The sequence below is a fragment of the Alicyclobacillus cycloheptanicus genome, from assembly GCF_028751525.1.
GTDB lineage: Bacteria > Bacillota > Bacilli > Alicyclobacillales > Alicyclobacillaceae > Alicyclobacillus_L > Alicyclobacillus_L cycloheptanicus.
On the sequence record NZ_CP067097.1, the window covers coordinates 2,080,178 to 2,097,168 of the forward strand.

Genomic DNA, 16,991 nt, shown 5'->3' on the forward strand with positions numbered 1-16,991 from the left:
CAAACTTCAGCCAAAAGTTCATCTCATAGGATACCGAAGAAAATTGCGCCGTGCCAGGGCTGGACAGCGTGGATGCAGACGTCCAGCCCACTCGCACAAGCAGCATCAGCCTTCGCTGGACACGGCTTCAGAAGCTGCGGACTGCTTTTGTTCTTTCAGTCGAAGGTAGGCGAGCCAGTACAACAGTGCCACGACGACAATCACCGCCGTCTTGACGATGTCGCCAACGGCCTGCTGGGAAAGAGCGACGCCTACGCCAATGATGGCGATGATGGGCGGCAGCGGCCAGATGGGCATGCGGAACGGACGGTCGTCGGTCCGGTGCTTGAAGCGGGCGACGATGGCCGAAATCGCGATCAGCAAGTAAATGGTGACAATAATGACGCCCGTGAAGGTGATGAGATTGTTCAGGGACGTGAAGTAGCATAAAATTGCGTTTCCCACACCGAGGAAGACAAAACCCCATTTCGGCACATTGTGGCGGTTCATGCTGGCGAAGAAGCGGTTGATGGGCCCCGGCCAGCTGCCGTTTCGGGCAGAGTCCAGATAGATGCGGGCGTACGCCAGGTTGCCGCTGAGCCCTGTGTCAAACATCGCGATGATGACGCCGATGATGAGAATGGTGGCGCCCGCATGGCCTGCGACGGACTGCGCGACATAGGTCAGCGGAGCGTCGGACTGCATGGCGGTTGCGAAATTGGGAATGGCGAGCGTCGACGCAATGACCGCGAGCACCTCGAAGATGACCGACGTCAACACAGCAATCATCACGGCGCGCGGCAGGACACGCCGGGGCTGATGGGTCTCTTCCGCAAAGTACAGCGGCCAGTCATAGCCGTTGAACGCGAACAGGGCCGGGACGACGGCCGCCATCATGGCCGCAAAGCCAACCCCGGTGACGGCGCCGTGCGCATTCGTCGTGACCGGGTGAAGAATGAATCCAATCGGATGGTGCACACCAGTAAAGGACACGACGATAAAGACGAAAATCACCGCCAATTCGATGACGAGCATCACCATCGCGACCCAGCTTGCGGCGCCGATGCGTTCCAGCGAGAACCAGGTGACGATGGCCATCATCACGACGGAAGCCCAGTTGACTGGAATTTGCGGAACGAGTGAATGCAGGTACGTGGCAGACGACACCAGGATGCTGGCGGTGACCACGATGCCCAGCACCAGAAACAACAGCACGGCGACAAACCCCAGCGGTTTGCCGAGTGCGCGCCGGACAATGGTGTAGGCGCCGCCCGCGCCGGGGTACATGCCCCCGAGTTCGGCGTAGCAAAACGCCATGGAAACCGCGATGCATGCACCGATGATGAATGCCCAAAACACGCCCGTGCCCGCTGATTTCAGTTCGTCGCCGTAGACGAGAAAGACGGAGGTCGTCGGCGAGATGGCGGCAATTGCGATCGCCAGCACCTGCCGCAGTCCCATGACAGGAACAAAGCCACCTTTCGCTTTGGCGTGATCTGCGAACAAAGTCTTCTCCTCCTTTTGTGAGCGGTTTCAATAAACTTAACTTTAAAGATATTTGATACATTATCTTAAAATCTGTGGGCTTGTCAATCGGTGCGGCGGCGGAACGATTGGCGGCTGCAGCGGGGATGAACGGCGCACGGCGTTCAGGATACTGCACTTATCAGTGTTATATTGTGATGGATTTTATGATATTGAATTCTGGCCACGGGCGTCCTATAATGACTCGTACCAGGGAAGGGGGCGTTCGCGTGCATTCATCCGGCGGCATCATCTTTGATTTACACTCGGACATCCCCGCTGATATCGCGCTGCGGCGGGCCCAGGGGGAGCGAGCGGTGTTCCTGCGCCGGCACGCCCGCCGCCTGTTGGCGAGCGGCGTTCGGGCTGCCGTCCTGGCGGTCTGGGTTGAACCTGCGTATCGTCGTCAGGCTGCACAGCGCGCGATACAGATTGTTGGTGCACTGTTGGCCGACCTGGCGGAGTCTGCGGCGTGTGTCCACGTCGTGAAAGACCCGCGGGATTTGCTGCGGCCTTTGCCCGCAGACAAGGTGGCGGTGATGCTCAGCGTCGAGGGCATGTCGTTCGTCGAACAGTGGCCGGTCGCCTGGGAAGCAGGGGATGAATCGTCCGATCCGGCGAAGATTCGACCCGAGGCATCGCCCGTGACCCCCGGGGAAGCGGGCAGGCGCGGCCGGCTGTTGGAGCAATCGGCGCAGACGCGGGCGATTTTGCGGGCGCTTGGCGTCCAGTGCGCCATTCTCACCTGGGGGGAGCAGAACGCCATCGCGAGCGGCCCGGGCCAATTTGACAATCCCGACGGCCACCATGGCCTCACCTGGTTTGGCCGCGAGGTCGTGGCAGCGTGGGAGCAGGCTGGCATCCTCATCGACGTTTCGCACCTCGATGAACCGTCGACGGACGGGGTGCTGGAGGCTGCGAACGGGGTCGTCATCGCGTCGCATTCCAACGCCCGCGCCTTGTGCGACCATCCGCGCAACCTGACTGACCGGCACTTGCGGGCGATTGGCGAACGGCACGGCATTGTCGGGGTGAACGCGTACGCCCGATTCGTCGACGTCGAGCACGCAACCCTGGACCGGTACGTCGACCACATCGTCTACATCGCCGAGCGCATCGGCATCGAGCATGTGGGGCTGGGGTTTGATTTTATGGATTACCTGCCGGACAGCTTTGGCTTTCCGGAACGAACCCAGGGCCTCGCGCGTGTCGAGGACGTGCCGCGTCTGCTGGAACGGTTGTCCGAACGCGGATTCTCCGACCGAGACATCGCGATGATTGCGTTTGACAACGCATGCCGCGTTATGCGTGCCACGTCCCAGGCGCCGGTCACTGCGAAGTCATGAAGGGAAAGGAGCCCATCCTGCACAAACCGCAGGGGGCATAGAGGAGGAAACCGTTATGGTGATTGGAGTCCCAAAAGAAATCAAGCACAACGAACACCGGGTTGCGGTCACGCCCATCGGCGTGAAAAGTCTGATTGCCCACGGGCATGAAGTGCTCGTGGAAGCGGGGGCTGGCGCAGGCTGTGGCTTCACGGATGAGGAATACCAAGCGGCTGGTGCCAAACTGGTATCACACGAAGATGCATGGACACAGGCCAGCCTGGTGGTGAAGGTGAAGGAACCCCAGGCGTCCGAGTACCCGTTTTTCCGGGAAGACCTCACCTTGTTTACATACCTGCACCTGGCTGCCGAACCTACACTGGCCAAGCAGCTGGTTGCGTCCAAAACGACGGCCATCGGCTATGAGACGGTCCAGACGCCAACGGGCGGGCTTCCTTTGCTGGCGCCGATGAGCGAAATCGCTGGCAGGATGGCGCCGCAAATTGCTGCGCAGTTCCTGGAGAACCACTATGGCGGGCGGGGCATTTTGCTCGGCGGTGTGCCCGGTGTGAAGGCGGCCAACGTCGTGATCGTCGGCGGGGGGACCGTGGGCACCAATGCGGCGAAAATCGCAGTCGGTATGGGCGCGCACGTGACGATTTTGGATAAGAGCGCAGAGCGTCTGGCGTATCTGGACGACCTGTTTGGCAACAAGGTGCAGACGCTGGCATCAAACCCGTACGACTTGGCAGCGTGCGTCGCCGATGCGGATGTGTTGATTGGCGCTGTGCTCATTCCTGGCGCAAAGGCGCCGAAGCTGGTCACGACCGAAATGGTGCAGTCGATGCGGCCGGGATCGGTCATTGTTGACGTGGCGATTGACCAAGGCGGCTCCATTGAGACGATTGACCATGTCACCACCCACGAGGACCCTGTCTACGAGAAGTTTGGCGTGCTTCACTATGCCGTCGCGAACATTCCAGGGGCCGCGGCGCGCACGTCCACGCTGGCGCTGACCAACGCAACGCTTCCCTTCGCGCTGGCGATTGCCAATCTGGGTTGGCAGCGGGCGATGCAGGAACAGCCGGTGCTGCGAGGCGGCCTGAATACGGCGGAGGGAAAAATTACCCATCCGACGGTTGCGCGGGCGCTGGATATGGCCTACGAGGCGTACGACGCGGTCTTGTCCTGACCGCGGGCAAGGGGGCCGTCACCATGCCAGACATCACGATGCCTACGATCACGACGTCCAACATCACGACGCCGGAAGGGACGTTTTACCGGGACACGTGGGCGGAGGTCGACCTTTCGGCCATCGCCCACAACGTGCGCGCCGTCCAGCGCCACATTGGTTTGCAGCGGCAGGTCATGGCGGTGGTGAAAGCGAACGCGTACGGGCACGGGGCCGTACAGGTGGCAGCGGCGGCCTTGGCGGCTGGCGCGGCGCAGTTGGGCGTCGCCACGCTGGACGAGGCGCTGGCGTTGCGAGCCGCGGGGGTGCGCGGACCCATTCTCGTGCTGGGGTACGTCCCGCCCCGCCATGCGGCCGCGGCTGCACACCACGCCGTCATGCTGACCGTTGTGTCTGCACGGCATGCGGACCAGTTGGCATCGTGTATGGATGCGTCCGCCGAGACGCCGCTCGACGTTCACCTGAAAATCGACACGGGCATGGGCAGGCTTGGCGTGCGCACGGCAGAAGAACTGCTGCAGGCCGCAGCGGGCCTGTCCCGCAATCCGAACATCCATTTGCGCGGCGCATTCACCCATTTGGCGCAATCCGATGCCGAGACACTGGACTTCACCAAGCAGCAGCTGCAAACCGCAGCCGCGTTGTTTGACCTGCTGCGGCAGCACGTACCTGGCGAGGCGCCGCTGTTGCTGCACGCGGCGAACTCCGGCGGGATATTGCAGGTGCCGGCGAGCCACTTCAACATGGTGAGGCTTGGCATCAGCTTGTACGGCGTGTATCCTTCGGAGCACCTGCGGTCCCGCTCGCTGGCGCTGGTACAAGCCTTGCAGCTAAAGTCGCGGATTGCCCACCTCAAGGAAGTCCCGCCGGGGACACCCATTGGCTACGGGAGCACGTACGTGACGCGCCGGGCGACTCTCGTGGCAACGGTTCCCATCGGGTACGCGGACGGCCTGCCGCGCGCCTTGTCCAACCGCGGGTATTTTCTCGTCCACGGGCGGCCGTGCCCCATCATTGGCCGCGTGTGTATGGACCAGACAATGATTGACGTGACCGATTGTGCCGATGCACAGGAGGCGGACGAGGTGGTCATTTACAACGACCGCACCCTGCCCGAACTGGCGGGTCTCATCGACACCATTGCGTATGAACTCCTCTGTGCGATCGCGCCGAGAGTCCCCCGTGTGTACCACCATTGACCAGGTGACGGGTGAGGGGACGCGCTCTGGCTGTCCCCTTGCCGTTTACGGGCCGTTTCCGCGCTGTGGCTGTGGGTCTCCCAGCCACCGCTTCGCGCGCACTTCGATGGATTCGTTCAGGCGTTTGAGACACCGTGCCAAGGCGGCCGTTTCTTCGTCAGGCCAGTCCGCCAGGATTTCCCGATAGCGCCGCACGCGTTTCTCCCGCATCAGGTTGTATAACCGCTGGCCTTCAGCGGTCATGGTGAATAAGCTGGACCGGGTGTTTTCCGGATGAGGCACGCGGTGTACCAGTCCCTTGGATTCCAGGGCGGCGATTTGCCGGCTGACGGTGGAGATGTCGAGCAGCAGCCGGCTGGCCAGCGTGCTGATGGTCTGCGACCCGGTTGTGTCCAGCTGGCCCAATAAGATGTAGGCGGAACGGTCCAAAATCTGACTATCGATGGCCTTCGTGATATCCGCACGTCGGATGAGCAAGGAAACATAGTGTTCAACTTGTTGGTAAACTTCATCGCCTGTTTCAGCCATGAAAATCCTCCAAACTCGTCTTCGAAGCGGCTTCTACACTTGTATCTTACCAATGCCTGGTTGTAGAATACAAACTCGCGGTTTTTCCTGGGGGCTTCGCTTGCCGCATTCCCGAGTGGTTTTCGTGTGGGGGATTGGTGCGCAGTTCGTGTGCGGATTTCCACGGTCACTTGCCGTAGAAAGACGGCGGCGGGGCGGGGGCGTTCTGCCCCAGCGCCCCGTGGAGTGCGCGGCCCGCGCCGCCTCAAATCCTCTCTGAACCCTGGAACCCTTTACCGTCCAGCGATGGCGCGGGAAATCACGAGCCGTTGGATCTCGGCCGTGCCTTCCCAAATCTTGAAGATTTTCGCGTCCCGCATCCACTTTTCCACCGGATACTCGCGGATGTAACCATTTCCGCCGAGAATTTGCACCGCTTCTTCCGTCACCTTCATGGCCGTGTCACCGGCAAACAGCTTGGCCATGCTGGCTTGCAGCCCCGCATTTTGGCCCATCGTATGCAGCCAGCCTGCGCGCCACACCAGCAGCCGCGCCGCGTCAATCGCGGTCGCCATGTCCGCCAGCTTGAAGGAGATGCCCTGGTTTGAAATGATTTTGTGGCCGAATGCGACGCGCGTCTTCGCGTACTCGAGTGCGTACTCGTACGCGGCGCGCGCGACACCAATCGCCGCCGCGCCAACGGCAGGACGGGTGCGCTCGAGCATCATCAGGCACCCGAGGCCGCCGGAAATGCCTTTCGGGTTGCCATCCAGTCCGCTCAGTCGATTCTCCAGCGGAATTCGGCAGTCTTCCAACACAACCTGCGCAGTGTGGGAAGCGCGGACACCCAGTTTCTTTTCCTTGCGGCCCATGGAGAGGCCCGGTGTGCCCTTTTCAATGACAAAGCATTCAATGCCCTTCCAGCCGCTGCCGGGCTGGGTTTGTGCAAAAATGACGTGGAGGTCCGCAATGCCGCCGTGTGTAATGAACTGCTTGGTGCCGTTGAGCACCCAGCTGTCGCCGTCGCGGACGGCGGTCGTCCGCATCGACGAGACGTCCGAGCCCGCGTCGGGTTCCGTGAGTCCCATGGCGCCCAGGTGCAGTTCCTTTGGGTCGCACAGGTAACCGATGTATTTCTTCTTTTGTTCTTCCGTGCCTGTGGCCAGAATGCCTTGCCCCGCAAGCCCGCTGCCGGTAATGGAGGTCTGGATGCCCGCACAGCCCCACGCCAGTTCTTCTGCGATGAGCAAGCCGGTGACCGCATCGGTGATGCCGCCGCCGCCGTACTCTTCCGGGTATTGATAGGTGGTCAGTCCGATTTTGTGGGCTTCGCGCACAACCTCCCACGGGAACTCTTCGGTTTCGTCATGATACGCCGCGACTGGGCGAATTTTCTCGACCGCGAAGTCGTGCGCCAGTTTCTGCATTTCCTTTTGTTCGCTGGAGAGTTCAAAGTTCAGCACACCAAGTCCTCCGTTTCGGCTCTTGATTCTGTTCAATACGAATCATCAAGATAGCGCTTACGGGGCTACCGACCGTTAGTTTGAGTTTACATCATCGCCGCTGAAAAGCCTAGCATGTCTCTTGAAATTTCCATTGGAAAGGGCGGGCAGATGCGGCGGACAGCAAAATTTTTTGGATAATCGCTGGAGCGGGGCGTACACATAGACCAGGAGGGGAGTGTATTGTCAGACAACGAGACACCCAATCGGGCTGCCGGTGTCACGGGGATGCGCACACGACGTCCACGCCAGGGCATCCTGCGGCGGGGCGAAACGTGGATCACCGTGATCGCGGTTGTGGTCGTTCTTGCCGCCTGGCAGACGATTGCGTCGGCGCGTCTGGTCTCGGCTGTGTTTCTCCCTTCGCCAGCGGAGGTGTGGCACAGCTTCCTCGTTCTGCTGGCGTCGGGTTACCAGGGGCACACGCTCCTTCAGCACTTGGGCATCAGCCTGGCGCGCATGGGCGTGGCTTACGTGCTGGCGGTGCTCACCGCCATCCCACTGGGGCTGGCAAGCGGCTACAGCGCAAAGTTCAGAGCCGCGATCGACCCGTTTGTGGAGTTTTACCGCCCATTGCCGCCGCTTGCGTACTACACCCTGCTGATTATTTGGCTGGGCATTGGCAACGTGTCCAAGGTCGCGCTGCTGTATTTGGCTGCGTTCGCACCGATTTATATCGCGTGTATGTCCGGCGTGAAGTCGGTCGGTGAACAGCGCATTCACAGTGCCTTGACGCTCGGGGCGTCGCGCTGGCAGGTGTTCAGGTACGTGGTGTTTCCATCTTGTCTCCCGGACATTTTCACAGGCATGAGAACTGCGATCGGTTTTACATACACCACGCTGGTTGCAGCAGAAATGGTGGCCGCACAATCCGGCATCGGATGGATGGTGCTCACCGCCGCAAACTTCCTGCGCAGCGACATCGTGTTCGTCGGCATCATCATCATGGGAATCACCGGTCTGCTGATTGACGGCATCTTTCGACTGGTCGAGCGGTCGGTTGTGCCGTGGAAAGGCAAGGAGTAAACAGTCCGGCAAAGTGCGAGCAGAGGAGCGATGCGACAAGATGGGGAAACGATGGAAAACATGGGCGGCGGGCTGCGGGGCGGCCGCGGCCGCGATTGTTTCGGCGGCTTTGGTGACCGCATGCGGCACGTCACAGCCGGCAGGGGCCGCTTCATCCATGCCGGCGCAAGTGAAAATTGGGTACCAGGAGATTCCGAACACTGAGGAAATCGCGCGCGCACAGGGCTGGGCGCAGCAGGAGCTGAAAGGCACCCGCATCCAATACACACCGTTCAGCTCCGGGAAAGATGTCATCGCGGCGATGTCATCCGGTGCGATTGACATTGCGGTCATCGGCTCCTCTCCGGCGGCCGCCGCGATTGCCCAGGGCACCGGTTACGAAGTCATCTACATTTGTGACGTCGAGGGGAAAAACGAGGCACTCGTGGTCAAGAAGAACGAGCACATCGACAGCCTCGCGGGGCTCAAGGGCCACACGATTGCTACGCCATTTGGGTCCACCAGCGCGTTCAGCCTGTTCATGGCACTCAAGCAGCAAGGCATCAGCGACAGCTCGTTGAAAATCCTCGACATGGAGCCGCAGCAGATTCTCGCGGCCTGGGAGCGCGGCAACATCGACGGCGCCTATGTGTGGGAGCCGACACTCAGCAAGATGGTCAGCGACGGCGGCACCGTGATTCTCAACAGCGGCCAGATGGCGAAACGAGGCGTCGTCACGGCGGACATCCTGGTTGCTCGCAAAGACTTTGCAGAGAAGTATCCACAAGTCGTCGCGGATTACCTCAAAGCCAACATCCGGGCGTACAACTTCTACGAACAGCATCCAACCCAGGCGGCCGCCGTGATTGCCAAGGCGTTTGATATTTCTCAGCCCGAGGCTGCGAATGACATGAAAGAGCTGGTCTGGCTGTCACCCAGCGAACAGCTGAGCAGCTCCTATCTGGGTACGCAAGGACACGTTGGGAAGATGGCGCAAATCATGAAGAACAACGCAGACTTCATGGTCACTCAGGGTGACCTCGCACAGTCCGCACCCGTGCGTACGTTTGACAACGCCGTCGCACCGCAGTATTTGCAACAGGCGGCTCAGTAGTTTTGGCGGAGGTTGGCGGCAGGACGCGAGAGAGGTGGAAAACAGGTGCTGCTGGAACTGGAGGGTGTCTATCAGGCCTATGAACGCAAAGGGACCATCGAGGTCCTGCACGACATCCATCTCTCCATGGATGAAGGAGAGTTTGTGTGTGTGCTCGGGCCGTCCGGGTGCGGCAAGAGCACTCTGCTGCGCATCATCGCCGGCATTGAGCCCCCCGTCCAGGGCACAGTGCGGTGCAACGGGCATGCGGTGCGAAGGCCGGACCGCGAACGGGGTGTCGTGTTTCAACAACCGGCCCTGTACCCGTGGCTGACGATTGAAGGGAACATCGAATTTGGGCTGAAAATGCGGCACATGCCGAAAGCCGATCGCCGCGAGGTGGCCCGCCGCTACCTGGAACTGGTGGGGCTGGAGGAGTTTCGCGATCGTAAGCCATACGAGCTGTCGGGCGGCATGAAACAACGGGCCGCCATTGCCAGAGTCCTGGCGAACGACCCCAGCATCATCCTGATGGATGAGCCGTTCGGTGCGCTCGACGCGTTTACCAAAGAGCAGATGCAGGACGCGCTTCGGCAAATCTGGCGGGCAACCGGCAAGACCATCTTCTTCATCACACACGATGTGGAAGAAGCGCTGGCGCTCGGGACGCGCATCGTGGTGATGTCGCCCCGGCCGGCGGTGATTCACGCTGACCTGCCCTGCTCGTTCACGCATGCGATGGGCGAGGGCAGCCGGACGGTTCGCGCCAGCCAGGCTTTCATTGAACAGCGCGAGACGCTGGTCAACATGATTCACCAGATGCACGCAACCTGACGGGCACCAATCTGAGTGAGACGCAGCCTGACGGGCACGCCCGGGCACGCCGCAGCCGGAGTGGGTTACGACGCCGCTTCCTCGCGCTGTCTGCGGCCGACATCCGGAATCACCCAGTAGATGATGAGGCCCGCCAGTGTCGCGTACGCGATGCCGTTGTTCGCGTAACCGACGCCGACAATAAAAATGACCGCGCAAATGATGAGGTTCTTGATGTTCGTCAAGTCGACCTTTTCTTCAATCATGTGCCGAATGCCCATGGATGCAATCATGCCGTATAGAAGGATCCCGATGCCTCCCATCACCGCCGTCGGGATGGACTGAATCAGGCCGCCGAATTTGCCAATCAAGCCAAGGATGATGGCGATGACTGCCGCACCTTGTATGAGCCGGCTGGAAAACTGGCGGGTCATGGCCAGGACGCCGAGGTTTTCCGCGTACGTGGTCTGTGCGGGGCCGCCAATCAGCGCGGATACGAAGGTGGCCAGCCCATTGCCGAGCAGGATGGTGCTGAAGCCGGGATGAGTCGTGACGTCGCGCCCGGTGATTTCCGTCAGCACGAACATGTGGCCGAGGTCTTCAATCATGGTGACGAGGGCGATGGGCGCCATGGCCAACACCACCTGCCAGCTGAACACGGGCATATGAAGGTGGGGCACCTGAATCCACTGCGCGGACTGGACGGTGCCGAATTGTACAAGGCCTCGAATCACCGCATAGACGTATCCCACCACGATGCCGATGAGGATGGGGACGAGCCGCATTTGGCGTGATCCGGCGATGGAGGCGAGAATGCCGGCGGCCAGACTGACGATGGCGACGTCCCAGTGCGTCGCTGCCTCCGACTGGATGGCCGTGACCGCCAACGACAACCCGATGATGGCGACGACGGGGCCGACGACGACCGGCGGAATGATTTTTCGCACCCGGTCAAATCCAACGACCGTGATGATGAGGGAGAGCACGGCGTATACCACGGAAACGCTGATGAGGCCGGTCACCGCTTGTCCAGGTGCGTGGTGCTTGGTGACATACAGGGTGAGCGGCGCGATGAAGGCGAAGGAAGAACCAAGATAAGCAGGGACTTTTCCTCGCGTGATGAGGTGAAAGATGATGGTGCCGATGCCGCTGGCGATGAGTGTGTCGCCCGGATTCAGGCCGGTCAGAATCGGGACAAGCACAGTCGCGCCGAACATGGCGAACACGTGCTGCACAGACAAAGGGAACCCTCGAAAAAATGCACGCACCGCAAAACCTCCCAACCGTGTCAAGTGGAAAATTGCTCAAACTGTCCACAGTATATACCGCGTGTCGAATGAAGTCGATGACGGTTTTGAAGTTGGTGTCAACTGGGCTGCGGAAGTCGATGTCAGCAGCTTGACGGAGATTCCCACGCATCGGTACACTGCACGTAATTGACAGGGGGCGATGAGGTGGCACCATTCACAGACGACGAGCTGGCCGGCAGCCCGCCAAAATCATTGGTCGTTGCATTCATTTTGCTGCAGCTGGTCGAGGAGCCGATGCACGGCTATGAGTTGATGCAACGATTGACGCAGTGCGGCCTGGAACACCTTGACCAAGGGAACCTCTACCGAATGCTGCGGCAGATGGAGAAGGACCAGCTGGTGGTGTCCAGTTGGGACACCAGTGCGGCCGGACCCGCGAAGCGGTTGTATGAACTGACGGAGGAAGGGAAGAAGTCGTTGAAGCGCCACGCGGTGCAAATGGAGCGCTACCAGTCACTGATTCAACAGTTCTTCAACCGGTACGCCAGCATGCTCAATCGGGTGATGCCGACGCGGTAAGCGCCGCCAAAAGCTTCATGCGGATGTACAGCATGAATGGAGGCATCATAAGCTCATATCAGATTAAAAATGTGGAATAGATAGATGACACTCACAGGAATAACAAATAGATTCTTGACACCCAGCATTGCTGCTGTGCGCATCGTCGATACTTCGAAAGGGGTTAGGGGCTTCGCCTTGTCCATAAACTTTTCCGCCACCAGTGCGACCGTTGTCTTCCTCAAAATCCCAACCGGGCGGTAGTTTGATAGAAGTGGAGGGAGGGATCGTGATGAAGGGTTTTCGTTTCGGTGCGCTAAGTGTTTTCATCGCCTGTTTTATTGCCATTGCGATATTCGGGAATCAGCTCGATAATGCTTGGCACTATTTCCGATACGGATATGATCGAATCGCGTTTGAAGGGCGTCATTACATCTATAGGACGAGTTACAAAGGTGACATACACACATTACGCCCAACGGGTAAGGAATATTATGGGGCCCCGATTTATGAAACCGCAGATGAGTACCGGGAGCTTCTCAAGTTACATGTCGTCCCCGTAGTCATTGTCGTTAGAGAGGGGTCAAAATATTATCAGTATGAACTCAGCGGGGCTCCGTGATTGAATCCATGCCGAGGTGTCTGCCACCCTGTCATGCCGCCTTGTCTCCACCCGTCTGCTTTACGGTTGAAATCGGTCGACTGGTTCCCCCAAAAGGGACTTGTGGATGAAGATGGCCGCCTGCGAGCCGTCGCCCATGGCGATGGTGACTTGCTCGGAGTGCGCGACGACGTCACCTGCCGCCCACACCATCGGCACACTGGTCATTTTGGTGCGCGGATGCACCGCAATGTGCCGGGATGAGGTCAGGTGTACGCCGAGGGGTTCGACGAGAGACGACTTGACCTTGTTGCCGCCAAACGCGATCATCCCGCGCTCTGCCTCAATCACGGTACCATCCATCAGCACCACCGCCTCCAACGAAGAAGAGGCGTTGCATTGAATGAGTTGAATCTCCTCGTCAATCAGCCGGATGTTGTGCTGGCGCAGCTGTTCGAGCAGGTCCGGGGAGACGGGCCGCTTGAGGTGGTTCACATACACCAGTTGGTCGGTCCAGTGCAACAGCGTCAGCGCCATCCGCGCACCGACATCTCCTGCGCCAAGAATGACCGTGGACCGCTGCAGGCATTCGTAGCCATCGCAATCCGGGCAGACGTAAATGCTCAAGCCGAGCGCAGGCTCGAGGCCGGGAATGTGCGGGATGCGGTCGACGACCCCGGTGGCGAGGAGCAAGGTCCGGGACGAAAATTCGCGGCCGTCTTCGACGATCACGACAAACCGCTGTCTCCCTTGTACCGGCTGCGATGGGTTTTCTGCCTGAATGGCCGTGACCACAGCGTGTTGAATGGAAACGCCCAGCTTGCGGGCTTGGCGAAAGCCGCTGTCGCGAAGGGTCAGCCCGCTGACGCCGTCCGGCCAGCCGAGCACGTTGTGGTAGCTGCGGCAGAGGGTGGAGCGTCCCGTATTGGCGTCCAACACCAGGACGCGGTGACAGTATCGCCCCAACTGGATGGCGGCCTGCAGTCCTGCAATTCCGCCGCCGACGATGATGCAGTCAAACTCAAAGCTCTCCACTGGATACACCCCCGCCGCAGTATGCCCACATCACACCCCATTTGATGACCATGAATGAAGGGATAATGAAGGGATGACCGCGATTGATACTCCGAGTGTCCTGTACGATGCGGGCGGATTGGGTAATGCTGCCGGTTTCCGGAAAACCTATCAGCGAGTGCGCGAACGGAGGTTCCAATCACGACGTTGCACGACCACGGGGAGGTGACACGGTGCCCGAACTCCCGGAAAGCATCCAGCCGGAACAGGCCCTGCATCGACTCATCGAGGGGCTGCGAGACCTCGCCGCCCTGCTCGAGATTGACGGGCCAAACCCGCACCAAGCCCGCGCGCTGCGGGGCGCGGCAGACCACCTGGCGGCGTCCGAGCTGCCGGTCGAAACACGGCTGGCGCAGCCCACGCGTGTACCGGGCATCGGACCGAAGACGGCGGACGTGATTCGCCACATTCTGGCGGGTGGGGTGGAGGCGGCGCGCACAGCGCTGGCGATCACGACGCCACCCTCCGCCTGCGACCTGCTGCGGGTCTCTGGCATTGGCCCAAAGACGGCACACGCGCTCGTCCATCACCACGGCATTGACTCCCTTCAGGCCTTGCACAACGCGCTGGCGGACGGGACCCTGCGCACCGTGCCGGGGTTTGGTCCGGCACGCATCGAGCGCCTCAAGCGCGACGCGGCGGTGCTCATCGAGCGTCAAACCGCCTGGCCCATCGCAGAGGTCTGGCCGTTGGCTGAAGCGATGGGCGCTTCGCTGCGCCGCCTGCCCGGGGTGGTGCACGCGGAGGTCACGGGAGGGGCGCGCCGGCTGCTGCCGATGTGCCCGGGCATCGAAGTGGTGGTGGCCGAAACCGACGCAGCGGAGGACCCGCCGTCCGCTGGGCTTGACGGGAAGCACACCGGTCTGGCCAGTCTCCCGCATCGAGCCAAGTCAGCGGATGCGGGCAGCCCGCCGGTTCACGTGATTCGGACGACGCCCGACACGTTTGCGCTGCGGCTGATGGAAACGACCGGGGATGATACGCATCAGCAGGTTATCGAGGGACTGTTGCGGCAGGCGGGCTACGAATGGACGCGAGCTGGCATTGTCGACAGCCGTGGGGTGCCTGTGGCGGTATCGTCGGAGGCTGACATTTACGCCCTCATCGGATTGCCGTACATCCCACCGGAGCTGCGGGAGGGGCGCGGGTTGTTGTGTCCGCCGGATCGGCTGGTTCAGCGCGTGCAGATTCAAGGCGATTTGCACGTTCACACCCACTGGAGTGACGGGTCCTTGTCGATTGTGCAGGCGGCGGCACAGGCGGAAGCCTTGGGCTATGCGTACATTGCCATCACCGACCACTCCCAGTCGCTGGCGATTGCGGGGGGATTGACACCCGAGCGGGTGTGGCAGCAATGGGAGGAGATTGAGCGGGTACAGTCGCGGACGTCGGTTCGGATTTTGCGGGGCATGGAGGTGGACATCCTGGCTGACGGCCGGCTGGACATGCCAGATGAGCTGCTGGACGAACTCGACATCGTGATCGCCTCGATTCACAGCGCGATGCACCAGCCGGCGGACGTGATGACCAAGCGGCTCTTGGCCGCCGTTCGACACCCGGCTGTAGACATCATCGGTCATCCGACGGGCCGACTGATTGGACGGCGCGCCGCCTACCCGTATGACTTTGAGGCGGTTCTCGCCGAAGCGGCGCGTCGCGGGGTGATGATGGAATTGAATGCGAACCCGAATCGCCTCGACTTATCGGATGACGCGCTGCGCCAGTGCCGGGCGGCTGGTGTGTTGATATCGGTGAACACGGATGCGCACCACGCTCACGAGTTTGAATTTATGGCGTACGGGGTGCGGATGGCCTGGCGCGGCTGGCTGACAGCCAGCGATGTTCTGAATACGCGGCCGATTGAGGCGGTATTGGCGCGGCTTCACCGCGATCGCCAGGGTTGAGTGGTCTATCCCGCCGCACTGGGACATAGGACAAAGTGAGCAAACGGTTTCGGGAATGGTCGAATTTTCTGTTGACATTTCTATGAAACCGCTTAATAATGATCAATTATGAACATAAGTTAACTGATTTGAACACAGTTAGCTGAAAGAACTTGCAACTTGGGAGGGGCCTCTTATGTCAAACGTGCCAGCCAAACGGTGGCAGTACATCATTCCCATTGCGGCACTTATGTACATGCTGGCATACATGGACCGGATCAACGTTTCCATGATTTTGCCCTATCTGAGCGGCAGCTTTCACCTCGGGAGTGCTGCAACCGGGTTCGCGTCCGGTGTATTTTTCTTCGGGTACATGGTCCTGCAGATTCCAGGGGGATACTTCGCCAGTCGTTGGAGTGCCAAGCGGGTCGTCTTCATCCTGATGATGTTGTGGGGCCTCGCTGCCATGGCAACGTCGCTCGTGCAAAATACGACGCAGCTCTACATCATGCGGTTTGTACTCGGCGTGTTTGAAGGGGGCGTTTGGCCGGCTGTTCTGGTCTTGTTGGCTTCCTGGTTCCCGCAGCGTGAACGAGCGCGCGCAAATGCACTGTGGATGGCATGTCTGCCGGTATCATCCATCATTATGACGCCCATCACAGGGTGGTTGTTAACGTTTGCAAGCTGGCGGGAAGTGTTTTTCATCGAAGGGCTGCCACCCATCATTTGGGGGATAGTCTGGTGGTTTGCGCTCTCTGACCGCCCGAGCCAAGCACGCTGGATTTCCGATGCGGAGCGCACGCACATTGAGACCGTGCTGGCGGCGGAGGATCAGGTGAAGCCGGAGAGCGGCGGCTTCCGGCAGGCACTCGGTTCGGGGATGACCTGGAAACTCATTGCGGTTTACTTTTGTTGGATCACGGGGTTTTACGGGTTCAGCTTATGGGTGCCCTCGGTGGTCAAGGACTTCCAGGGTGTCACGAGCTCGGCCACGGTTGGCTGGCTGTCTGCCATTCCGTTTTTGTTCGCGCTGGTCGCGATGGTGGCCAATTCGGCGTGGTCGGATAAACGTGGCAAGCGTCAGGCGCACATCACGGTTCCTTGTATCATCGCCGCGATCAGCCTGATTCTGGGCCAGCTCATCGCGCATACACCAATCGTGGAAATGATTTTCCTCGTGATTACGGCGATGGCGGTCTACAGCCCGTACGGTCCGTTTTGGGCGATTCCAAGTTCCATCATTCGGATGGAGATTGTAGGGGCTGCAATGGGGCTCATCAACGCGCTCGGCAACTTGGGCGGCTTCTTGGGCCCGTACCTCGTTGGATATGTCAAGCAGTTGACGGGCAGCGGCTATGCCGGCTTCTTCCTGCTGGCGGCCTTCCTCTTGGCAACCACCGTCTTTGTGGCCTTCCTTCGGACGGACAAGAGAGCGCAGGAGCTCGAGGATTCGATGACCGTCGCCAGCTGATGACGGAAGCTGCAT

At 60.3% G+C, this 16,991-nt stretch carries 15 protein-coding genes; 10 read left to right on the top strand and 5 right to left on the bottom strand.

Annotated elements, in window-relative coordinates; translation table 11 throughout:
- Window positions 1-105 precede the first annotated feature (105 nt).
- Window positions 106-1,485: an APC family permease gene (locus tag JI721_RS09570; RefSeq protein WP_274454655.1), complete on the bottom strand. Its 1,380-nt coding sequence runs from the start codon at window positions 1,483-1,485 to the stop codon at window positions 106-108.
- A 248-nt stretch (window positions 1,486-1,733) separates the two neighbouring features.
- Between JI721_RS09570 and JI721_RS09575 the strand changes: the two genes are divergently transcribed.
- From JI721_RS09575 to alr, 3 genes are read left to right on the top strand one after another with little or no spacing between them, the layout of a single operon-like run.
- Window positions 1,734-2,849, top strand: a complete 1,116-nt coding sequence (locus tag JI721_RS09575) for a dipeptidase (protein ID WP_274454656.1) — start codon at window positions 1,734-1,736, stop codon at window positions 2,847-2,849.
- A gap of 55 nt (window positions 2,850-2,904) precedes the next feature.
- Window positions 2,905-4,020: an alanine dehydrogenase gene (gene ald / locus JI721_RS09580; RefSeq protein WP_274454657.1), complete on the top strand. Its 1,116-nt coding sequence runs from the start codon at window positions 2,905-2,907 to the stop codon at window positions 4,018-4,020.
- 23 nt (window positions 4,021-4,043) lie between these two features.
- A complete protein-coding gene (gene alr, locus JI721_RS09585; RefSeq protein ID WP_274454658.1) occupies window positions 4,044-5,219 on the top strand; it encodes an alanine racemase in 1,176 nt (391 codons plus the stop codon).
- Window positions 5,220-5,264: 45 nt separating this feature from the next.
- On the opposite strand, the gene JI721_RS09590 is transcribed toward alr, so the two are convergent.
- Window positions 5,265-5,747: a MarR family winged helix-turn-helix transcriptional regulator gene (locus JI721_RS09590; protein ID WP_274454659.1), complete on the bottom strand. Its 483-nt coding sequence runs from the start codon at window positions 5,745-5,747 to the stop codon at window positions 5,265-5,267.
- A 272-nt stretch (window positions 5,748-6,019) separates the two neighbouring features.
- Entirely contained in the window at window positions 6,020-7,186 is a 1,167-nt protein-coding gene (locus tag JI721_RS09595) for an acyl-CoA dehydrogenase family protein (protein ID WP_274457781.1), read from the bottom strand.
- Between the two features lie 225 nt (window positions 7,187-7,411).
- Here JI721_RS09595 and JI721_RS09600 point away from each other — a divergent pair, with 225 nt between their 5' ends.
- The 3 genes from JI721_RS09600 to JI721_RS09610 are packed head-to-tail and all read left to right on the top strand — an operon-like array spanning window position 7,412 to window position 10,160.
- Window positions 7,412-8,254, top strand: a complete 843-nt coding sequence (locus tag JI721_RS09600; RefSeq protein WP_274454660.1) for an ABC transporter permease — start codon at window positions 7,412-7,414, stop codon at window positions 8,252-8,254.
- 40 nt (window positions 8,255-8,294) lie between these two features.
- Entirely contained in the window at window positions 8,295-9,347 is a 1,053-nt protein-coding gene (locus JI721_RS09605; protein WP_274454661.1) for a taurine ABC transporter substrate-binding protein, read from the top strand.
- Window positions 9,348-9,392: 45 nt separating this feature from the next.
- A complete protein-coding gene (locus JI721_RS09610; protein ID WP_274454662.1) occupies window positions 9,393-10,160 on the top strand; it encodes an ABC transporter ATP-binding protein in 768 nt (255 codons plus the stop codon).
- Between the two features lie 65 nt (window positions 10,161-10,225).
- Here JI721_RS09610 and JI721_RS09615 read toward each other — a convergent pair whose 3' ends face one another.
- Entirely contained in the window at window positions 10,226-11,407 is a 1,182-nt protein-coding gene (locus JI721_RS09615; RefSeq protein WP_274454663.1) for a uracil-xanthine permease family protein, read from the bottom strand.
- A 186-nt stretch (window positions 11,408-11,593) separates the two neighbouring features.
- On the opposite strand from JI721_RS09615, the gene JI721_RS09620 reads away from it, so the two are divergent.
- On the top strand, window positions 11,594-11,968 hold the full coding sequence (locus tag JI721_RS09620; protein WP_274454664.1) for a helix-turn-helix transcriptional regulator: 375 nt from the start codon (window positions 11,594-11,596) through the stop codon (window positions 11,966-11,968).
- A gap of 271 nt (window positions 11,969-12,239) precedes the next feature.
- The gene (locus tag JI721_RS09625) at window positions 12,240-12,569 is read left to right on the top strand and encodes a hypothetical protein (RefSeq protein ID WP_274454665.1); all 330 of its coding nucleotides are present in this window, start codon (window positions 12,240-12,242) and stop codon (window positions 12,567-12,569) included.
- A gap of 60 nt (window positions 12,570-12,629) precedes the next feature.
- Here JI721_RS09625 and JI721_RS09630 read toward each other — a convergent pair whose 3' ends face one another.
- The gene (locus JI721_RS09630; RefSeq protein WP_274454666.1) at window positions 12,630-13,583 is read right to left on the bottom strand and encodes an NAD(P)/FAD-dependent oxidoreductase; all 954 of its coding nucleotides are present in this window, start codon (window positions 13,581-13,583) and stop codon (window positions 12,630-12,632) included.
- Window positions 13,584-13,795: 212 nt separating this feature from the next.
- On the opposite strand from JI721_RS09630, the gene JI721_RS09635 reads away from it, so the two are divergent.
- Together JI721_RS09635 and JI721_RS09640 are read left to right on the top strand one after the other, a co-directional pair.
- Window positions 13,796-15,526 carry a helix-hairpin-helix domain-containing protein gene (locus JI721_RS09635; protein WP_274454667.1) on the top strand — a complete coding sequence of 577 codons (1,731 nt, stop codon included), beginning with the start codon at window positions 13,796-13,798 and terminating at the stop codon, window positions 15,524-15,526.
- A 175-nt stretch (window positions 15,527-15,701) separates the two neighbouring features.
- Window positions 15,702-16,976 carry an MFS transporter gene (locus JI721_RS09640; RefSeq protein WP_274454668.1) on the top strand — a complete coding sequence of 425 codons (1,275 nt, stop codon included), beginning with the start codon at window positions 15,702-15,704 and terminating at the stop codon, window positions 16,974-16,976.
- The last annotated feature ends 15 nt before the right edge of the window (window positions 16,977-16,991 follow it).